Origin of the sequence: Mycolicibacterium iranicum (assembly GCF_014190915.1) — a bacterium.
Taxonomy (GTDB): Bacteria; Actinomycetota; Actinomycetes; order Mycobacteriales; family Mycobacteriaceae; genus Mycobacterium; species Mycobacterium iranicum_B.
The window spans coordinates 779777-800010 of sequence record NZ_JACHVU010000001.1 but is presented as its reverse complement, the minus strand read 5'-3'; the positions used below and the strand labels follow the sequence as shown (position 1 = coordinate 800010).

General features: G+C 70.0%; 19 protein-coding genes. 12 read left to right on the top strand and 7 right to left on the bottom strand.

Annotated features, from left to right (window positions below; genetic code table 11):
- Positions 1-3: 3 nt before the first annotated feature.
- Positions 4-2421 (bottom strand): hypothetical protein, encoded by a 2418-nt coding sequence (locus FHR72_RS03700; protein ID WP_183466521.1) that lies wholly within the window; start codon positions 2419-2421, stop codon positions 4-6.
- A 143-nt stretch (positions 2422-2564) separates the two neighbouring features.
- On the opposite strand from FHR72_RS03700, the gene FHR72_RS03695 reads away from it, so the two are divergent.
- From FHR72_RS03695 to FHR72_RS03655, 9 genes are all read left to right on the top strand, one after another.
- Entirely contained in the window at positions 2565-4421 is a 1857-nt protein-coding gene (locus FHR72_RS03695; protein WP_183466520.1) for a hypothetical protein, read from the top strand.
- A complete protein-coding gene (locus FHR72_RS03690; RefSeq protein ID WP_183466519.1) occupies positions 4418-4570 on the top strand; it encodes a hypothetical protein in 153 nt (50 codons plus the stop codon). Before FHR72_RS03695 ends, FHR72_RS03690 begins: the two co-directional genes overlap by 4 nt.
- Positions 4567-5013, top strand: coding sequence for a hypothetical protein (locus FHR72_RS03685; protein ID WP_311736041.1), 447 nt, complete (start codon positions 4567-4569; stop codon positions 5011-5013). The genes FHR72_RS03690 and FHR72_RS03685 overlap by 4 nt, the downstream gene beginning before the upstream one ends.
- Positions 5010-6296 carry a hypothetical protein gene (locus tag FHR72_RS03680; protein WP_183466518.1) on the top strand — a complete coding sequence of 429 codons (1287 nt, stop codon included), beginning with the start codon at positions 5010-5012 and terminating at the stop codon, positions 6294-6296. The genes FHR72_RS03685 and FHR72_RS03680 overlap by 4 nt, the downstream gene beginning before the upstream one ends.
- Before the next feature lie 29 nt (positions 6297-6325).
- Complete coding sequence (locus FHR72_RS03675; RefSeq protein ID WP_183466517.1) at positions 6326-7003, top strand: PAS and ANTAR domain-containing protein; 678 nt, start codon at positions 6326-6328, stop codon at positions 7001-7003.
- Entirely contained in the window at positions 7000-7605 is a 606-nt protein-coding gene (locus FHR72_RS03670; RefSeq protein WP_183466516.1) for a nicotinamidase, read from the top strand. Before FHR72_RS03675 ends, FHR72_RS03670 begins: the two co-directional genes overlap by 4 nt.
- A gap of 124 nt (positions 7606-7729) precedes the next feature.
- A complete protein-coding gene (gene glgX, locus FHR72_RS03665; RefSeq protein WP_183466515.1) occupies positions 7730-9877 on the top strand; it encodes a glycogen debranching protein GlgX in 2148 nt (715 codons plus the stop codon).
- 274 nt (positions 9878-10151) lie between these two features.
- A complete protein-coding gene (locus tag FHR72_RS03660) occupies positions 10152-10982 on the top strand; it encodes an ABC transporter ATP-binding protein (RefSeq protein ID WP_183466514.1) in 831 nt (276 codons plus the stop codon).
- Complete coding sequence (locus FHR72_RS03655; protein ID WP_183466513.1) at positions 10972-11793, top strand: ABC transporter permease; 822 nt, start codon at positions 10972-10974, stop codon at positions 11791-11793. Before FHR72_RS03660 ends, FHR72_RS03655 begins: the two co-directional genes overlap by 11 nt.
- A gap of 4 nt (positions 11794-11797) precedes the next feature.
- On the opposite strand, the gene FHR72_RS03650 is transcribed toward FHR72_RS03655, so the two are convergent.
- Positions 11798-13111, bottom strand: a complete 1314-nt coding sequence (locus tag FHR72_RS03650) for a maltokinase N-terminal cap-like domain-containing protein (protein ID WP_183466512.1) — start codon at positions 13109-13111, stop codon at positions 11798-11800.
- Between the two features lie 34 nt (positions 13112-13145).
- Entirely contained in the window at positions 13146-14195 is a 1050-nt protein-coding gene (locus FHR72_RS03645) for a hypothetical protein (RefSeq protein ID WP_183466511.1), read from the bottom strand.
- A 157-nt stretch (positions 14196-14352) separates the two neighbouring features.
- Here FHR72_RS03645 and FHR72_RS03640 point away from each other — a divergent pair, with 157 nt between their 5' ends.
- Positions 14353-15171: a HugZ family pyridoxamine 5'-phosphate oxidase gene (locus FHR72_RS03640; RefSeq protein WP_183466510.1), complete on the top strand. Its 819-nt coding sequence runs from the start codon at positions 14353-14355 to the stop codon at positions 15169-15171.
- 1 nt (position 15172) lies between these two features.
- On the top strand, positions 15173-15751 hold the full coding sequence (pyrE, locus tag FHR72_RS03635; protein ID WP_183466509.1) for an orotate phosphoribosyltransferase: 579 nt from the start codon (positions 15173-15175) through the stop codon (positions 15749-15751).
- A gap of 28 nt (positions 15752-15779) precedes the next feature.
- On the opposite strand, the gene FHR72_RS03630 is transcribed toward pyrE, so the two are convergent.
- Genes FHR72_RS03630 through FHR72_RS03615 form a run of 4 tightly spaced genes read right to left on the bottom strand, consistent with a single transcriptional unit; the run spans position 15780 to position 19630 of the window.
- Positions 15780-16853 (bottom strand): ABC transporter ATP-binding protein, encoded by a 1074-nt coding sequence (locus tag FHR72_RS03630; protein ID WP_396888385.1) that lies wholly within the window; start codon positions 16851-16853, stop codon positions 15780-15782.
- Positions 16850-17641: an ABC transporter permease gene (locus FHR72_RS03625; protein ID WP_183466508.1), complete on the bottom strand. Its 792-nt coding sequence runs from the start codon at positions 17639-17641 to the stop codon at positions 16850-16852. Before FHR72_RS03625 ends, FHR72_RS03630 begins: the two co-directional genes overlap by 4 nt.
- Positions 17638-18489 carry an ABC transporter permease gene (locus FHR72_RS03620; protein WP_183466604.1) on the bottom strand — a complete coding sequence of 284 codons (852 nt, stop codon included), beginning with the start codon at positions 18487-18489 and terminating at the stop codon, positions 17638-17640. The genes FHR72_RS03625 and FHR72_RS03620 overlap by 4 nt, the downstream gene beginning before the upstream one ends.
- 1 nt (position 18490) lies before the next feature.
- Positions 18491-19630, bottom strand: coding sequence for an ABC transporter substrate-binding protein (locus FHR72_RS03615; RefSeq protein ID WP_183466507.1), 1140 nt, complete (start codon positions 19628-19630; stop codon positions 18491-18493).
- A 109-nt stretch (positions 19631-19739) separates the two neighbouring features.
- Between FHR72_RS03615 and FHR72_RS03610 the strand changes: the two genes are divergently transcribed.
- Positions 19740-20186 (top strand): TIGR03668 family PPOX class F420-dependent oxidoreductase, encoded by a 447-nt coding sequence (locus FHR72_RS03610; protein ID WP_183466506.1) that lies wholly within the window; start codon positions 19740-19742, stop codon positions 20184-20186.
- The last annotated feature ends 48 nt before the right edge of the window (positions 20187-20234 follow it).

Sequence of the window (20234 nt, the reverse complement as noted above, 5' to 3'; positions counted from 1 at the left end):
GCGCTACATGGCCTGGGCCACCGGAGGCGCCGTCGCGCTCGTGATGGCGCCTTCGTCCTTGGGCACGACCAGCTCCTGCAGCGCGGCGACCGCCAAGGAGTAGTCGTCGCGGTCCCAGAATCCGCCGTGTCCGCACATCGCCGCACCGGCACGCATGGCGCACGGCCCGGTCGTCTCCTGCGGCAGGTCGAGGATCCGGCAGTCGGCGCCCGTCAGCGCGTCGGCCATGGTGCGGGTCTTCGCGTCGTCGAGGAAGTACACCCACGACGGGTCGAACACCCAGCCGCCGATGGGGTCGGTGTGCGCCCACAGGTTGATCCATCGCGGGTGCGGACGGCAGAGCCGGCGGCGCAGCGCCGACATCGCCGGATAGCCGAAGTACGCGGGGAAGTTGCGCGCGTAGAGCCGCCGCAGTGGGGAGCCGAACGTCAGCAGCGGATACCGCTCCTCGGGTTTGGTGCACTGCATGAGGGCGGCGGCCGCGATGATCGTGCCCTGGCTGTGGGCGACCAGCACCACCCTGGTGGCCGCGGTGCCGTCGCTGTCGTTGGTGGTCAGCTCCGCGAGCCGGTACCGCAGGTCCAGGACGGTGCGGCCGCCGTAGGACGGCAGCGTCAGCGGATGCGTCGACCTCGGCCAGAACGTGACGACGTCCCAGAGGATCGCGACCGCCCGGCGCGCCTGGCGGTTCCGGAACCCCTGCACCGCGAGCAGCAGCAGGGCCACGACCAGGACGACGGGCGTCCCGAGAACCACCGCCATCGCGGGGCCCGGTGGGGGCACCACCAGCGGGAAGAACGTCGACAGCAGCGCGGTCGCGCCGAAGAGCACTGATCCCGTGACGGCGACGCCGGCGATCATCCCGGGCCCGGAATCGGTCAGGGCAGCGAGGGCACGCGCCGCGCCGATCGCCTCCCACACGTCGTCGGGTGCGGTCCGCTCGACGTCGGGGTCACCGGACCTGTCCGTCCCGGAGCGCCGAACGGCCCTGCGCCACACCACGACCGCCCACACCACAGCCACCGCGACGGTGACGACCATCGCGGCCGCGGTCCACAGGTAAGGAGCCGGAACCATCAGCGGGGCCGCGGCGCCCGCGGCGTCGAGCCTGTCCTCGAAGCCACGGGTGGCGTCGGCGAGCACGAGACTGCGCGCGGTCAGTTCGCGTCGCGCGTCGGCGCTGGAGAAGGTCAGGGTGCCGAGGATCTGCGCCGTCCACAGCCCCACGCCGACGCTGAGCGCGCCCCCGAGCAGCCAGCCCAGCAGCGCGACGAACGGACCGGTGTAGCCCCGCAGCGTCGGCCGGTAGTCCTTCCCGCAGTCCGGGTGCGGGGCGCCGCGCATCGCCAGCGCCACCGCGGCGAAGGCCCCGGCCAGCAGGACGCCCTGCACCCCGAGCAGGACGTACACCGCTTCCCGCAGCGCGGGCAGGTGCGTCGCAGGGGCGCGGTCGGGGATGCCGGCCCAGAAGGCCACCCAGATCAGCGTCGCCCCCAGTGACGCCAGAGCGACCCAGCGCAGAACCATCAGGGTGCGGTGCACGGCCCGCGGCGCCGGTGCGCCGCCACGTCCGGTCGCCCGGTTCCACCCGGTGGCTGCGACGGCGACCGCCAGGATCGCGAGGTTCAGACCGAACAGGACACCGTTGACGGTGCCGTGCAGCCCGGTGCGCGTGTAGTGCAGCGCCACCGCGAGCAGCAGGGCGGCCAGCGCCGAGGTCCACGTGATCACGTGGCACGCGCGCATCCGCGGCACGGACGGATCGCGGTTCCAGAAGTTCTCGTCGGCCAGCGGTGACTCGGCGTCCGGCGCCACCACCGGATCGGGTGGCAGGTCGCCGCGGCCGACCGGGCTCGATTCCTCCCGGCCCCGCAGCCACAGCACGAGGATCACGACGACGAGGGGCAGCGCGCCCAGCGCCAGCCGCACGCCGCTGCAACATTCCGACAGGAACGCCAGCGGACCCCAGCCGGAACTGCAGAACGGCACGCTGCCGCACTGCCACACCGCGACGTCGAGCACCGACACGGCCATCGCCAGCAGCAAGGTCACGGTGAACGACAACGCCAGCAACCGCAGCACCGCCACCACGACCAGACCCGCGCGCCGGTGCGTCGTCGGCGGCAGCATCCAGTGCGCGAGGTTGATCAAGCTGATGGGCAGCAGCAGTACCCACAGCGCCCTGCTGGCGCGCCGCGAGGTCAGCCCACCCCAGGAGTAGGCCTCCATCCGGCTGCGCCAGGCGCCCTCGCGTGCCGCGCCGGCCGCGTCGTCGATCCAGTCGGACCGGCGGTAGAAGGCGGCGTCGCGGTCGCCCTTCTGGAGTTTCAGGAATTCGGACGGGCAGTGCAGCATCGCTTCCGGCGGAGTGCCGGAGACCCCGTGCACGCGCAGTTCGAAGACGGTCTTGCCCCCGGCCATGCACTCATGGTGACGTCGTGGGTCCGAATCGGCGACCGATCGAACAAACCCGGTACAAACCCGGTACCCCTGGTTTCACCTGGGTCGGTTCTGGCAACATTACCGACCGGTAGGAAGTCCGTGGCGCGTGAGATGGGATGACGATGGAGTTTTCTCTGCAAGCGGGGTCGCTTCTGGCGCAGTCGTCTGGCGGTTCCGAAGGTGGCGGTGCGGCCATCAGCGAGATCATCACGCTGACAGCAGCCGGAGCGGTCGTGGCGGCCATTCTGCTGTGGATCGGCTGGATGCACCGCAATCACAAGATCACCTGGCTGACCAGCCTGGCCGACTGGACCGGTCGCCGGTTCAAGCGGCCGTCGTGGGTGGCGCTGCCGGTCGCGCTGTTCACCGCGTCGATCATCTGCGCGCTGTTCGGCTTCATCTGGGACGTCAGCCTGCACATCGGCAACGGCCGTGACGACGGCGCGCTCGCCAACCCCGCCCACTACTTCATCCTGATCGGCCTGTTCGGCATCTTCGTCGCCGGCTGCACGGCCATGGTGCTGCCCCTCGGCGCCGACGACCGGCCGGGACCGGCGGCCGTCCGCATCACCGACCACTGGTACGCCCCGGTCGGCGGCATCGTGATGGCCGGCTGCGGTCTCTACGCGCTGATGGGCTTCCCGCTCGACGACATCTGGCACCGGATCTTCGGGCAGGACGTCACGCTGTGGGGCCCCACCCACCTGATGATGATCGGCGGCGCCGGCTTCTCCACCCTGGCGGCGGCGTACCTGGAGTACGAAGGCAAGCGCGCCGTGGGACCGGACGCTCCGCGCGATGGCCTCGGCCTGAAGTTCGTCCTCTACCTCGCCTTCGCCGGCGTGCTGATCGGCGCCTCGGTCTACCAGATCGAGTTCGACTTCGGTGTCCCGCAGTTCCGCCAGGTGTTCCAGCCGATGCTCATCGCCGCGGCCGCCGGCCTGGCGCTCGTGATGGCCCGCATCTTCCTGGGGCGCGGCGCGGCTCTGATCGCCGCCATCATCGCCATCGGCCTGCGCGGCATCGTCGCGCTGCTGGTCGGTCCCGTGCTGGAGGCCCCGATCAACTGGTTCCCGCTCTACCTGGGCGCCGCGGTGGTCGTCGAACTGGTGGCGCTGACCCCGCTGTACAAGCGGCCCGTGGTGTTCGGCCTGGTCAGCGGTCTCGGCATCGCGACCCTCGGCCTGTTCATCGAATCGTTCTGGATCAACGCGGTCTACCACTACCCGTGGCCGACCAGCTTCTGGCCCGAAGCGCTGGCGATGGCGATCCCGGTCGGCATCTTCACCGGCGCCTGCGGCGCGATGGCCGGCATGGTCGTCACCGGGCAGCGGCTACCCCGCCGCGGCGTCGGCATCGGACTGGTGGTGCTGACGATCCTCGCGATCGGCGGCGCCGCCGCGAACGGACTCCAGTACAGTACCCCGCAGAACGCGACCGCGTCGGTGACGCTGACCGAGGCGCCGCCGGTGAACGGGGAGCGGTACGCCACCGCCGATGTGCGCTTCACCCCGCCCGATGTCGTCAGCGACGACCCGAACTGGGTGTCGGTGCTGGGCTGGCAGGGTGGCCTGCCCAACGACCGGGGCATCTTCATCGACCATCTGGAACAGGTCGGCCCGGGGCACTTCCGGTCGACGGAGCCGATGCCGGTGTCGGGCACCTGGAAGACGCTGCTGCGTGTCCACGACGGCAAGACACTGACCGCGGTGCCGATCTACCTGCACGGTGACCCCGGTATCGGCGCCGAGGAAGTGCCCGCCGAGGCCCAGTTCACCCGCCCGTTCGTCTCGGAGATCACCATCCTGCAGCGCGAGCGCAGCCCCGACATCCCGCAGTCGCTGTGGTTCATCGGCTGCCTGGTGGTGCTGGTGTGCACGCTGGCGATGATCGCCGGGATCACCTGGGGCGGTGGGCGCATCAACAGCAGCGAGCCGTCCTCCAGTGAGGCCGAGTTCGAGCCGTCCGCCCAGGCATGACGGCCGCACCCGAGGTGGTCGTGCTCGCCGACCACCCGATCTGGCTCGCCGTGCCCGCCTTCGCGCCCGCGATCGTCGTCGCCGGGGTGGTCGTGTACATCGCGGCCAAGAACCGGCGCAAACCGGACAACAACGATGGGAACCCGTGATCACCGCACGAACCGTTGGTCGATGCGTCCTCGCCCTCTCCGCGGCGGCCCTGCTGCTGACCGGCTGTGGCGGATCTGGTGGCTCGGGCGAATCCGGTGAATCCGCCGGCGCCGCAACGGCGTCCAGCACGGGTGCGGCGAGTCCGTCGGAGATGACGGACGCGCAGGCCCCGCCCGATCAGCTCGTCATCGACGTGACGATCAAGGGCGGCACGGTGACCCCGACGAACGAGCAGCTGCAGGCCGGTCTCGGCGAGCAGATCGTGATCCGCGTGGACAGCGACGCGGCCGACGAGCTGCACGTGCACTCCACCCCGGAGCACACGTTCCCCGTCGCGGTCGGCCCGGCGCAGTCGTTCCAGTTCACCGTCGAGGTGCCCGGCCGGGTGGATGTGGAGCTGCACGAGTCGCACACCACGATCGCGACGATCCAGGTGCAGTGACCGAACAGTTCCTCGCCCACGGCCTGGGCGGCTCGACCGATCTGCCCATTCCGTTCACCTACGCCCTGATCGGTGCCGCATGGGCGCTGACGTTCACCTTCGCTGTGGTGGCGCTGGCGTGGCGAAAGCCGAAGTTCGACGCGGACCGCCCCGGACGTCCTCTGCCGCAGTGGGTTTCCCGCGCTGTCGACGCCCCGGTCACGCGCTGGGTGCTGGCGGCCGTCGCCCTGCTGCTGGCCGGCTGGGTGGCGGTGGCGTCGTTCCTCGGCCCGCAGAACGGCGAGAATGCGCTCCCGGGTGTGTTCTACGTGCTGCTGTGGGTGGGGCTCGTCGCGCTGTCGGTCCTCCTCGGCCCGGTGTGGCGGGTGCTGTCGCCGGTGCGCGCCCTGTACCGGTTCCTCGGCGGACGCTCCTTCGGGGGCCGCTACCCCGACGGGCTCGGCTACTGGCCTGCCGCCGCGGGCCTGTTCGCATTCGTATGGCTGGAACTGGCGAGCCCGGACCCGGGCTCGCTGGACGCCATCCGCACCTGGCTGCTGATCTATCTGGTGGTGACGCTGGCCGGGACGTTCTGGAGCGGGACGCGCTGGTGCGCCCGCGCCGACCCGTTCGAGGTGTACAGCGTGGTGGCGTCCCGCTTCTCGCCGCTACGGCGAAACCCCGACGGCCGCATCGCGATCGGCAACCCGTTCGACAACCTGCTCACCCTGCCGGTGCGGCCGGGCGTGGTCGCCGTGCTGTCGGTCCTGCTCGGATCCACCGCGTTCGACAGCTTCTCGGCGATGCCGCAGATGCGCCGGTTCGTCGACGAGATGACCGATTCGGCGTTCGGCGCGTCCGCGCTGCGGACCGCGGGGCTGGCCCTGTTCGTCGGCGTGGTCGCGACGACGTTCTGCCTGGCCGCCCGCGCCACCGGCGGGGTCGACGCCGCCCGGCGCCGGGAACTGCCGGGGCTGCTGGCACATTCGCTGATCCCGATCGTGCTCGGCTACGTCTTCGCACACTACCTGACCTACCTGATCGAACGCGGCCAGCAGACCGTGTACCGGTTGTTCGGCATGGCCGACGCCGAGGTGGTGTACCTGTTGTCGATGCACCCCGGGGTGCTCGCGACGCTGAAGGTCGGGTTCGTGGTGATCGGTCACGTCGCCGGCGTGATCGCCGCGCACGACCGGGCGTTGCGGGTCCTGCCCGAGCGCCATCAGCTCACCGGGCAGCTGGCGATGATGCTGGTGATGGTGGGTTACACGTTCACGGGGCTGTATCTGCTATTCGGAGGGTGAACGGGGCCGCGTTCGCTAGGGTTCGGTGCGTGGCGAGTGAGGACTCCCTGGAGCAGGCGCTCGCCGGTGGCGCACCCGAGCGCGTCGGCTGGTTCCGGTTCTATTTCGCCGACGAGCGGTGGGAATGGTCCGAGCAGGTCCAGATTCTGCACGGCTACGAGCCGGGCTCGGTGACACCGACGACCGACCTGGTGCTCTCGCACAAACATCCCGACGACCGCCAGCAGGTGGCCGCCACGCTCGAGGACATGCGGCGCACACACCGCACGTTCAGCACCCGCCACCGCATCATCGACACCCGTGGCGACGTGCACGAGGTCGTCGTGATCGGCGACCAGCTGCTCGACGACGGCGGGCGGCTCGTGGGCACCCACGGGTTCTACGTCGACATGACCCCGACGGACGCCCAGGCCAAGGAGATGGTGTCCGCGGCGCTGGCCGAGATCACAGAGAACCGTGCCGCCATCGAGCAGATCAAGGGCATGTTGATGCTGATCTACCGGGTCGACGACGAGACCGCGTTCGAGCTGCTGCGCTGGCGATCCCAGGAGACGAACGTCAAGCTGCGGGTGCTGGCCGAACAACTGCTCAGCGACTACCGCAAGGTGGAGTACGACGAGAACCTGCCCCCACGGGCCGCCTTCGACCACCTGCTGCTGACCGCGCACCAGCGCATCGAGAGCAGCGACGATACCGTGGCATCGTGACTACGAGATCGCCCCGGCAGGCGGCGACGACGACCCGGGCACTCCTCGTCGTGGACGTGCAGAACGACTTCTGCGAGGGCGGGTCGCTGGCCGTCGACGGCGGCGCGGCCGTCGCCCGCGGCATCTCCGCGCTGCTGGCCGGCGACCACCCCTACGCCCACGTGGTCGCGACGAAGGATTTCCACATCGACCCGGGATCGCATTTCTCGGAGACGCCCGACTACGTCAACTCCTGGCCCGTCCACTGCGTCGCCGACACCGCGGGCGCGCAGTTCCACCCCGACCTGGACACCACGCCCATCGAGGCGGTGTTCAAGAAAGGCCACTACTCGGCGGCCTACAGCGGCTTCGAAGGGACCACCGACGACGGCGCGACGCTGGCCGGGTGGCTGCGGGAGCGGGGTGTGGACGACGTCGACGTCGTGGGCATCGCGACGGACTACTGCGTGAAGGCCACGGCCGCCGACGCCCTCGCGGAGGGTTTCGGCACGCGGGTCGTGCTCGCCCTGACCGCGGGGGTCTCGCCGGTGTCGAGTGCCGATGCGGTCGGTGCTCTGCGGGCGGCCGGCGTGCAGATCGTGGAAGCGGCCCCGCAGGGGTGATAGTGGCCACTCGCCTGGCCTGGGGTTGTTTGCACTCCTTGTTTAGCGGGCAGTTCAGGCTGCGCGGACATGCCGCCGCTCAGGGTGCACCATAGGGTCACCTTGATCGAAAGGAAGGTGCCCTTTGACCACAGCCGCGCAGCCCCAGGCTCCCACTCTCGAACTCTGGCCCGGAAAGGCCTATCCGCTGGGAGCCACCTACGACGGCTATGGCACCAACTTCGCGCTGTTCAGTGAGATCGCGGAGAAGGTCGAGCTGTGCCTGTTCGACGCGAACGGCGAACAGACCGAGTGCTTCACCCTCCCGGAGGTCGACGGCTTCGTCTGGCACGGCTTCGTGCCGAACATCGAGCCCGGCCAGCGTTACGGCTACCGCGTCCACGGCCCGTACGACCCGGAGAACGGGCACCGCTGCAACCCGAACAAGCTGCTGGTGGATCCGTACTCGAAGGCCATCGACGGCAGCTTCGAGTGGAACCAGTCGCTGTTCAGCTACAACTTCGGTGACCCCGACAGCCGCAACGACGAGGACTCGGCCCCCCACATGCCGAAGTCCGTGGTCATCAACCCGTACTTCGACTGGGGCGTGGACCGGCCGCCCGGCCACGAGTACGCCGACACCGTCATCTACGAGGCGCACGTCAAGGGCCTCACGCAGACCCACCCCGACATCCCGGAGCAGATCCGCGGCACCTACGCCGCCGTCGCGCACCCGGCGATCATCGAGCACCTCACCTCACTGGGCGTCAACGCGATCGAGCTGATGCCGGTGCACCACTTCGCCAACGACTCGACGCTGGTCGACAAGGGACTGTCGAACTACTGGGGCTACAACACCATCGGCTTCTTCGCCCCCGACTTCAAATACAGCGCGAACCCGAACCCGGGCGGGCAGGTCCAGGAGTTCAAGGCGATGGTCCGCGCGTTGCACGAGGCGGGTATCGAGGTCATCCTCGACGTGGTCTACAACCACACCGCCGAGGGCAACCACATGGGCCCGACGCTGTCGATGCGCGGTATCGACAACGCCGCGTACTACTCGCTGGTCGACGACGACAAGCGGTACTACATGGACTACACGGGCACCGGCAACAGCCTCAACGTCCGGCACCCGCACTCGCTGCAGCTGATCATGGATTCGCTGCGCTACTGGGTCACCGAGATGCACGTCGACGGGTTCCGCTTCGACCTGGCCTCCACACTGGCCCGCGAGTTCTACGACGTCGACCGCCTGGCGACGTTCTTCGAACTCGTGCAGCAGGACCCGACGGTCAGCCAGGTCAAGCTGATCGCCGAGCCGTGGGACGTCGGCCCCGGCGGCTACCAGGTCGGCAACTTCCCGCCGCAGTGGACGGAGTGGAACGGCAAGTACCGCGACACCGTGCGGGACTTCTGGCGCGGCGAGCCCGCCACGCTCGACGAGTTCGCCTACCGACTCACCGGGTCGGCCGACCTGTACGAGCACACCGCGCGGCGCCCCGTCGCCTCGATCAACTTCGTCATCGCCCACGACGGCTTCACGCTGCGCGACCTCGTGTCCTACAACGAGAAGCACAACGAGGCCAACGGCGAGGACAACAACGACGGCGAGAGCCACAACAGGTCGTGGAACTGCGGCGTCGAAGGACCCACCGACGATCCCGAGGTGCTGGCCCTGCGGTCCCGGCAGGAGCGCAACTTCCTGACCACGCTGCTCCTGAGCCAGGGCGTGCCGATGATCTGCCACGGCGACGAGCTCGGCCGCTCCCAGGGCGGCAACAACAACGGCTACTGCCAGGACAACGAGATCACCTGGATCGACTGGTCCACCGCCGACACCGAGCTCCTGGAGTTCACCCGCACCGTCGCGCAGTTGCGCGCCGAGCACCCCGTGTTCCGGCGGCGGCGGTTCTTCAGCGGTAAGCCGCTGGGCCGCCGCGGGCAGGACAGCCTGCCCGACATCACGTGGTTCACCCCCGAGGGGGCGGAGATGACGGGCGAGGACTGGGGTTCGGGCTTCGCGAAATCGGTCGGGGTCTACCTCAACGGGCACGGCATCCCCGACATGGATGCCCGGGGCCAGCGGGTGGTCGACGACTCGTTCCTGCTGTTCTTCAACGCCCACTACGAGCCGATCGAGTTCACGCTGCCGTCGGAGGAGTTTGCCAAGTCGTGGATTCCGGTGATCTCGACGGCCGGTGAGCCCGGCGCCGACCCGCAGCCGGCCGGGGCCACCGTGTCCGTCGAGGCCAGGGCCGTGCTCGTGCTGAAGGCCGAAACGGACGCCTCCTGAGACACGGAACGAAAGGCGGCCTGAAAACCGTTGTGCGGCACCACGCTTAGCAGCGGAGTTGGCTCCGTTTTTGTGAACACGTGTGTTAGCTTGAATTCGCTGTAGCAACCGTGGTCACCGAGTCGGCACTGGGTTCTCCCGTGTGCCGCCGGCCGGGCGGGCCGGGTGTAGGAGCCGAAGAGCGGCGGCGACCTACCGGGTGGCCACGGTTGCCAGCTCCATGTCGCGCTCGGCGGGCCATCGAGGCCGGCCGGATGCCGCAGGAGGAGATCGCATGACCTCAGATTCGGATGCCGGCCTCGCGGTGGACTGCCGGGGCCTCACCCACCGCTACGGCGACTTCACCGCGGTCGAGGACTTCACCCTCGCGGTCCGCTCCGGCGAGACGGTCGGGCTCCTCGGCCCCAACGGTGCGGGCAAGACGACGGTGGTGCGAGTGCTGACGACGCTGACGCCCGCCCAGCACGGGCAGGTGCTGATCTTCGGGATGGACTCCCACCGCCGCACCATGGACATCCGGCACAACATCGGTTACGTCCCCCAGCAGCTCTCCATCGAATCGGCGCTGACGGGCAGGCAGAACGTCGAGCTGTTCGCCCGGCTCTACGACGTCCCGCGCAGGCAGCGGCGGGCGCGCGTCGAGGACGCGCTGCACGCGATGCAGCTGCTCGACGTCGCCGACGAGACCGCGGGCAGCTACTCCGGCGGGATGGTCCGCCGGCTTGAGCTGGCACAGGCGCTGGTCAACCGGCCGTCGCTGCTGATCCTCGATGAGCCGACGGTCGGCCTCGACCCGATCGCCCGCGAGGGGGTGTGGAACCAGGTGCGCAGCATGCAGGACGAATTCGGCATGACGGTGCTGCTGACCACGCACTACATGGAGGAAGCCGACGTGTTGTGCGACCGCGTGGCGCTGATGGACCACGGCAGGCTGCAGGTCGTCGGCAGCCCCGCCGACCTCAAGCGCCGCCTCACCGACGGCACCCGCGAGGCCACGCTCGAAGACGTCTTCCGCCACTACGCCGGCTCGGATCTGGCCGGCGAACCTCGCGGCGGTTTCCGTGCGGTGCGCGCGAGCCGGAGGACGGCACGCCGTGTCGGTTGAACCCCGCCCGCAGGCCGAGCTCGTCTCGGCGCCCCGCGGGTGGCGCCGCGTCCGTGGCACCTCGCGGCGTATCGGCGCGTTCGCGCTGGTGGAACTCCAGAAGCTGCAGCACGACCGCACCGAGCTGGTCACCCGGATGGTGCAGCCCGCGCTGTGGCTGTTGATCTTCGGGCAGACGTTCTCGCGGCTCGGGGTGATCGACACCGGCGGTGTGCCCTACCTGGCGTTCCTCGCGCCGGGGATCATCGCGCAGTCCGCGCTGTTCATCTCGATCTTCTACGGCATCCAGATCGTCTGGGACCGGGACGCCGGCATCCTGGCCAAGCTCATGGTCACCCCAGCGCCGGCCTCGGCGATCGTGACCGGCAAGGCGTTCGCCGCCGGTGTCCGCTCGGTCGTACAGGTCGTCGGTGTCGTCGCGCTGGCGTTCGTCCTGGGCGTGCACCTGACGGCCAATCCGCTCAAGATCCTCGCCGCGATGGGGGTGGTCGTGCTGGGTTCGGCGTTCTTCGCGTGCCTGTCGATGGCGCTGGCCGGGCTGGTGCGCAACCGCGATCGGCTGATGGGCATCGGGCAGGCGATCACGATGCCCCTGTTCTTCGCGTCCAACGCGCTGTATCCGGTCGAGGTGATGCCGCAGTGGCTGCGGTGGCTGTCCGCGGTCAACCCGCTGTCCTATGAGGTCAACGCGCTGCGGGGACTCCTGATCGGCACCCCCGCCAACGGCCTGCTCGACGTGGCGGTGCTGCTGGTGGCCGCGGTGCTGGCCGTCGCGGTGGCCTCGGCGCTGCTGCGGCGCCTCGTGCGCTGAGCCGTCAGGCGAGGATGCGCTCGATGGACCGCATCGGGATGGGCAGCCATGATGGGCGGAACCTCGCCTCGTACGCGGCTTCGTAGACGGCCTTGTCCAGCTCGTAGGCGGCCAGCACGTCCCCGATGCTGCGGGGGTCCACTCCCGCCACCGCGGCGTACCCGTCGCAGAAGGCCGCGCAGTTCTGGTCCACCCAGGTGCGCGCCTGCTGCGCCGTCTGCGGGTTGTCCCCGGCGTCGACGAGGCTCTGATAGGCGGCGTATTCGAACGACCGCAGCACCCCCGCGACGTCGCGCAGCGGAGAGTCCGGTCTGCGGCGTTCGTCGAGCGGCTGGCCCGGCTCGCCTTCGAAGTCGATCAGCAGCCAGTTCTCGGGGGTGCGCAGCACCTGGCCCAGGTGCAGGTCCCCGTGCACGCGGTGCACCGTGATCGAGGTGCCCGCGAGGTCGCGGTAGCGCTGCTCCACCAGCGGCGCGTGGCCGGCCAGCACGGGGGCGGCCTGCACGGCCGAGGCGAGCCGTTCCAGCGCGGTGTCCACGGGGAACTGCTGCACCGAGGTGCCCAGCGTGTCGGCCAGGGTCGCGTGCACCGAGGCGACCGCCTCGCCGAGACGGTAGGACTCGTCGGCGAAGTCTCCGGGCACCTCGTTGGCGAACAGGTCGCGGGTGCTGGCGGTCGCCATGTCCCAGCCCTCGGCGCTGTTGGCCGCGAACGCCGTCACCATGCCGAGCGCGCACAGTTCGGTGCCCGGGCCTGCCCACGTCGTCTCGAACGATCCGAGCAGTGTCGCGACGTGCGGGTTGCCTGCGCGAGCCAGCACCCGGTTCAGCTCGATGTCGGGGTTGATGCCGGGCGTGACGCGGCGAAAGACCTTGAGCATGGCGTCTTTTCCGAAGATCACGCTGGTGTTGCTCTGCTCGGCGCCCGACACCCTCGCGGGCGCGTCGACGGGCAGCGTCGTGTCCGGTTCCCTGCTGAACGTGAGCCCGCCGACGGTGGCCGAGGCGTCGATCAGCGACAGCAGCCTGGCCGCGGCCTGCGGGTCGAACAGCGCGTCGTAGGCGACGCGGGTTCCGCCCGGCCCGTCCTCGGTGCCGATCAGCGCCGCTTCGCCGTACCCGTCGACGGGCGCGTCCTTCCACAGGACGAGCACCTGGTAGCGCTCGGTGAACCCGTCGGTGTAGGCGACGTCGAGCAGCACGTGCTCGATGTCGTCGCCCAGCGGCGTCACGGCGGCCGGTTCGGCCGAGGCGAGTTCGCGGCTGCGGCCGGCGTACCACCGGCGGTGAATGATCCATTCGCTGAATGCCAGCGTCATGGTGTGGAACCTACCCAGGTGTGCCGAAAAGCAATCAGGGCAAGAAGCGTTCGGCCCCTGCGGTGCGGACGTAGCGGACGCTGTTGGCCTGCCGGTAACCGATCATCCCGCCGCTGAACGTCAGGAACAGAAGCCCCGCGACGCCGGGGACGGCCACCACCGCGATCTCGGCCACGGTCGTCTGCGTGACCCCGCGCGCGGACACGCTCGTCCGCGGTGCCAGCCCGCTCGCGGGCGTCGCCGGCAGCGGCGCCGTCACGCCCGGGGTGGGCCGTACCGACCCGCGGATCGCGGGCGTCGGGACGCCGGCCACGCCGGGCTGGGTGACACCCGGCGCCACGGCGGTCGCCGGTGACCCAGGGGGCAGCTTGGTCGGTCGGCCCGCCACGGTCGTCGACCGCGGCACGGTCACCAGCGGGGCGCGGAAGACCACGGGGCCCGACATCCCGCCACCGCCGCCTCCGCCCCCGCCGGTGGTGGTGCCCGACGTCGCGTCCGCGACCGGGGCCTCTTCCTGGGTGCGGAAGGCCGGGCCGGGCGCGGGCTGCGGCGCAGGGACCACGCGCAGCGCTTCGAGGAAGTCGGTCAGCGTGGGCACCGGAATCGCGACGGTGGTGTAGAAGGTCGACGCGCTCGGCCAGCTGCCCGCGGGGATCTCCCCGGGGGCCGGCAACCGGAACCACGGGATCGTGATCGTGCCGCTGAAGTCGCTGACCCGGGGTGCGGGCGCCCGCATCGGGGGTGGGTCGGCGGGGTCGTCGCGCCCGGGATCGACCGTGCTCCCGCCGCCGCCCTCGGGTTCGGGGTCGCTCGGGGCGGGTGCTTCGGCGTCGTCGGGGTCTTCGGCGGGCGATCCCTCGGACGGGTCGTCGGGCTCGGACGGAGCCTCGGGTTCGTTCGGTGCGGGGTCCGTGCCGCCGGAGTCCTCGCCCCCGGTGTCACCGGGGTCGTCGGTCCCCTGGCTGGACGCACCCGAATCTCCCGGCTGCGCCACGGCCGGCGCCGCGAGGGGCACCCCGCCCGCCACCCAGGTCAGCGTGAGGGCACCGGCAACCGCGAGGGAACGCAGCGCAGGCCCGACCATCGTGCACTCGATTCGCAAGAGTTCTGTTGCTCGCCAAGGGGTGAAACAACCCAATTCTCGCATATCGGCACAACCCGCCACTTTTTTTGGAACGGGCTCGCAAACCCTCCTTATCGACGGCACCGTCAGTTTCGGAGAGAGCAGATAGGGTGCCGACGTGACGACAGCCGGCCCGACCCGCGACCACGGCGACCCCGGAGATGCACCGACGGTGCCTCCGCCGCTGACCGAACCGGCCAACACGGTGCGCCCCTCGGCGGCCGAGGAGGCCCGCACGATCGCCGCGTCGACGAACAGCGGCACCCTGGCGACGCTGACCGCCGACGGCGACCCGTGGGCGTCGTTCGTCACCTACGGCCTGCTCGGCGGCGCCCCGGTGCTGTGCGTGTCCAACCTCGCCGAGCACGGCCGCAACCTGGCCGGCGATCCGCGGGCCAGCATCGCGATCGTGGCACCGGCCACCGAGACCGATCCGCTCGCCAACGCGAGGATCACCCTCGCCGGGCGCGTCGAGGCGCCCACCGGCGCCGAGCGCGACGCCGCGCGGGAGGCGCATCTGGCCGCCGTCTCCGCCGCGAAGTACTACATCGACTACAGCGACTTCTCGCTGTGGGTGCTGCGCGTCTCCCGGGTGCGCTGGGTGGGCGGCTACGGCCGGATGGACTCCGCCAGCGGGCAGGACTACTCGGCCGCCGAGGCCGACCCGGTCACGCCGCGGTCGGCGGGCGCCATCGCCCACCTCAACGCCGACCACGCCGAGTCGCTGGCGGCGATGGCCCGCACTCTCGGCGGCTACCCCGACACGACCGCGGCGACGTGCACCGGCGCCGACCGCTACGGACTGGATCTGCGCCTGGACACCGAGCGCGGCCTGGCCTACACCCGGGTCGGTTACGCGTCGCCGATCAATTCGATCGACGAATTACGTTCGGCCACCGTCGAGTTGGCTCGCCGCGCCCGCGACGGCGTGAAATAGGATGGGCGCCGTGAACGACCGTCCCCAGACCTGGCACGCCGCCTTCGACCTGATCCGCACCCGCGGCCACGAACGGCGCGAGGAGCCGTTCAAGCTCGCCAGCGGCCAGCTCAGCCACGACTACATCGACGGCAAGTACGCCGTCGACACCGGTGAGCGCCTGACGATCGTGTCGCGGGCGGTCGCCGACCTCGCGGCCGCGAACGGGATCGAGTTCGACGCCGTAGGCGGCCTGACGATGGGCGCCGATCCGCTCGCCCACGGCGTGGCCATGGTGACCGGCAAGGCGTGGTTCTCGGTGCGCAAGGAGCAGAAGACGCGTGGCCGCGAGCAGTGGGTGGAGGGCACCCGGCTGCAGGAGGGCACCCGGGTGCTGCTCGTCGACGACGTGATCAGCACCGGCGGCTCGACCGAACTCGCACTCGAACGCATCGCTCCGCTGGGCGTCGTGGTCACGGGGGTGATTCCCATGGTCGACCGCGGCGACGTCGCCGCGGCGCGCTTCGCCAAGCGCAACGTGCCGTTCCACGCGCTCGTGACCTACCGCGATCTCGGCATCGAACCGGTGGCCGACGTCTGAGAGGCGTGACGTCTGAGTGGTGTGACGTCTAGGTCGGGCGGCTGACGAGGACCCCGCCGGGCTCGAGCCCGACGGTGACGGGATCGCCCGGCGTGAACCGACGGGCGGCCGAACTCGCCATCTGCGCGAACAGCACCGCTCCGTCGGGCAGCGTGACGTTGACCCGCGAGATGGCGCCGAGGAACGACACCGAGCTGACCGTCGCGCGACCGGTGGGGTCCGGGGCGACCGTGACCGATTCGGGCCGCACCATCGCCACCCCGTCCCCGTCCACCGAACCGGGCAACGCGGGGGCGGTGACTCCCAGCAGCGACGCGGTCCCCGACGAGACCGTGGCCGGCACCTTGTTGTTCAGCCCGACGAAGTCGGCGACGAACGGGGTGGCCGGGTGGGCGTACAGCTCGGCCGGCGCGGCGAGCTGTTCGAGCCTGCCCTGGCTCATCACCCCGACGCGATCGGCGACGGCGAGCGCCTCCTCCTGATCGTGGGTGACGAACAGCGTGGTGGTGCCGACCTCGAGCTGCACGCGCCGGATCTCCTCGCGCAGCTGCGTGCGCACCTTGGCATCGAGTGCCGACAGCGGCTCGTCGAGCAGCAGCACCCTGGGCTCGATCGCCAGCGCCCGCGCCAGCGCGACCCGCTGCTGCTGACCACCGGAGAGCTCCTTGGCATACCGTCCGCCCAGCGCCGACAGCCCTACCAGCTCGAGCATCTCCCCGGCACGGGAAAGCCTGTCCTGTTTGCCCTTTCGGCGCATCTTCAGGCCGAACGCGACGTTGTCCAGCACGGTCAGGTGGGGAAAGAGGCTGTAGGCCTGGAAGACCATGCCCATGTCCCGCTTGCTGGCCGGGACCCGGCTGACGTCGACACCGCCCACCGACACCGTGCCGGACGTGGCTTCGTCGAGCCCGGCGAGGATCCGCAGCGCGGTGGTCTTGCCGCAGCCCGACGGGCCCAGCAGCGCCACCATCTCGCCCGGTTCGATGTGCAGCGTCAGGCCGTCGAGCGCGCGGGTGGTTCCGTACACCCGGGTCAGCTCGGTCAGCTCGACGGCGACGCTCGTCGTCTCGCGCGAGCGTCGGTCCATACCGGTCTTGGTCATACCGTCACCCCTGTCTCACGGACCCGGCCACGTCGCCCGCGGGTCACCAGCGACAGGATCAGCAGCAGCACGAACCCGAACAGCAGCGTGGCCAGTGAGGCCGCCACCGAGGTCGGGCCGTCGCTCTTGCCGATCAGCACGATCTGGACCTGCAGGGTCTCGTAGCCCGACAGCGACGCGATGGTGTACTCGCCGAGCACCACCGCGATGGAAATGAATGCGGCCGAGAGGATTCCCGACCAGATGTTAGGGACGACGACCCGGGTGATCGTGGTCAGCCACCCGGCGCCGAGCGACCTGGCCGCCTCCGAGAGCGTCTGCAGATCGATCGCCGACAGTGCCGCGTCGAGGGCGCGGTAGGCGAAGGGCAGCACCAGGATGACGTACACGAACGTCAGCGTCAGCGCCGATTCCCCCAGGAAGTATGTGACCCACAGGTAGACGTTGCGCAGACCCACCACGATCACCAGCGCGGGAATCGTCAGGGGCAACAGGCAACAGAATGCGAGCACGCCACCGGCCCAGGGGGCGCGCAGACGCACCCAGATCATCGTCGGGACCAGCAGCACGAGCATCGCGATCACCGTGAACACCGCGAGCAGCAGCGACACCACGATCGACTGGTACAGCGCCTCGTCGGACACCAGGTTCGCCCACGCCTGCCAGGTACGGCCGCCGGCGACCAGGTTGCGGGTGGAGAAGTCGGCCATCGCGTAAAGAGGGAACAGGAAGAACAGCGCGAACAGTATCCAGAGTGCCGCGCGCACAACCTTTGTCGACGCTCTCATGACAGCCACCGGGAACTGCGCCGGACGAGCAGGTTGTAGGCGACCATGACCAGTGCCACCACCACGATCATCTCCAGGGCGAGCGCGTAGGCGAAACCGGCCTGGCCCAGCACCACCTCGCTGACCAACGATGCGCGGATCAGCAGCGGCAGGATCGGGCTGCCCTGGCTGACCAGGGCCGCGGCGGTGGCGTAGGCGGCGAACGCGTTGGCGAACAACAGCAGCGCCGACCCGAGGAACGCCGGGGTCAGCAGCGGGATCGCGACCTCGCGCCAGTACGCGAACGTCGACGCGCCGAGACTGACGGCGGCCTCGCGCCACTGGTCGCGCAGGCCTTCGAGCGCGGGGATGAACACGATGACCATCAGCGGTATCTGGAAGTACGTGTACACGAGGATCAGGCCCGACAGGCTGTAGAGCCAGCCCGAGCCGGCCAGGTTGAACCCGAACACCTGCTGCACCCACAGTGTCAGCACCCCGTTCAGCCCTATCGTGGCCAGGAACGCGAATGCCAGTGCCACGCCACCGAATTGGGCCAGCACGCTGCACAGCGAGAGCACCGCCCGGCGCAGCATCGACGTGGGCGGGCTGCTGACGATCAGCCAGGCCAGCACTGCGCCCAGGAATGCGCCCAGCAGCGCCGTGGCCCCCGACAGCAGCACGCTGTCGGCCAGCGCGCTCAGTGCGGTACCGGTGAACAGCGCGGCGATCCGGTCCAGCGAGAAGACCCCGTCGGCATACACCGAACCCACGATGACCGTGACCGTCGGGATGATCAGGAAGATCACCACGACCGTCAGGAAGGGCAACAGCGGCAACGAGTCTCGCAGCCGCCGGCCGAACGTCACCTCAGCCAACAGCGGCAGCCCAGTTCTCCGAGAGGTACTTCGAGGCCGCCTCGGTCTGCTGGGGTGTCGGCACCGTCACCGGTCCGTCGACGACGGGCAGCGCGGCCGCCACGGCCGGGTCCAGCGTGCCGTCGGTGAGCATGGTGTCGGCCCGCACCGGCCGTACCCCGCCCTGGGCGTACAGGTTCTGGCCCTCGTCGCTATAAAGGAACTCCTGCCAGAGCCTCGCCGCCGCCGGGTGGGGCGCATCCTTGTTGATCGCCTGGTAGTAGTACCCCGCCACCGGATTCTGCGGCGGCACCAGCACCGTCCAGGACGGCAGCTTCTCGGTCTGCGACGCGTTGGTGTAGTTCCAGTCGATGACGACCGGGGTCTGGCCGGACTCGATGGTGGCCGGCGTCGGATCGACCGGCAGGAAGTTGCCCGCGTCGGCGAGCTTGCGGAAGAACTCGACGCCGGGGGCGATGTCGTCGGCCGAACCACCCTGGGACAGCGCCACCATCAGGACCCCGGAGAACGCGGCGCCGGCCTGCGTCGGGTCGCCGTTGAGCGCCACCTTGCCCTGGTACTCGGGTTTGAGCAGATCGTCGACGCCGGTCACCGGAGGCACCTTGGCCGAGTCGAAGCCGATCGACATGTAGCCGCCGTAGTCGTTGACCCAGGTGCCGTCGGCGTCCTTGAACGCCGCGGGGATGTCGTCGAAGTTCTCGACCTTGTACGGCGCGAACATCGCCGTGTTCGACAGCGCCACCGACTGTCCGAGGTCGAATACGTCGGGAGCGCTGCTGCGGCCCTTCTGCTGGGTGGCGGCGTTGATCTCATCCTGGCTGGACGCATCGGGTTGCGCGGAGTTCACCTTGATGGAGTACTTTTCGGAGAACGCGGAGATGACGGCACCGTAGTTGGCCCAATCCGGCGGCAGCGCAATGACATTGAGCTCGCCTTCGGCCCTCGCCGCCTCGACGAGGCCTTCCATGCCGCCGAAGTCCCGGGCCGAGGTCGCCTCCGCGGCGCTGACGCCCGACTCGGTCTGGGCGCCCGCGTTGTCCTTCTCCGGCGGCGCGCATCCCACGGCGCCGGCGAACAGGAGCAGGGGCGCGGCGGCGGCGAGCAGGCGGCGCGTGCGCCGTGAGGAGTTCATTGCCGAACCTTCCGATGGGCAGGAGGCTGCGCGGTGTCTCTGCGGTAACCGGCCGACGTCTCCGCCGTGAACGGATCCCGCCGACCGCACCGAACCCTACCCTGGTCGTATGGCCGAATCCGGTGCGTTCGATGCGATCGCCGCGTTCGCGTCGTCCCCGGTGGCGATGCTCGCGACCGCGGGGCCCGACGCCGTACCCCACGTGGTTCCGGTGGTGTTCGCGATCCCCGAACACCGCACGGACATCCTGTACACCGCCGTCGACGCCAAACCCAAGACGACACAACGCCTCCGTCGCCTGGTCAACATCGAACGCAACCCCACCGTGAGCCTGCTCGTCGACCACTACGACCCCGACTGGACGCAGCTGTGGTGGGTGCGTGCCGACGGTGCGGCGACGATCCATCACAGCGGCCTGGAGATGGCCAACGGGTATGCGTCGCTGCGCGCCAAGTACCCGCAGTACCGGCGCGTCGAGCTCGACGGCCCGGTGGTCTCGGTCGACATCCGGCGCTGGTCGTCCTGGCACGCCGGCGGCCTGGGGGATAACCGGTAGGCGGGGTTGCGGTTCTCCCGAACGGGATTGGGGGCCAGCCGGGCAGAC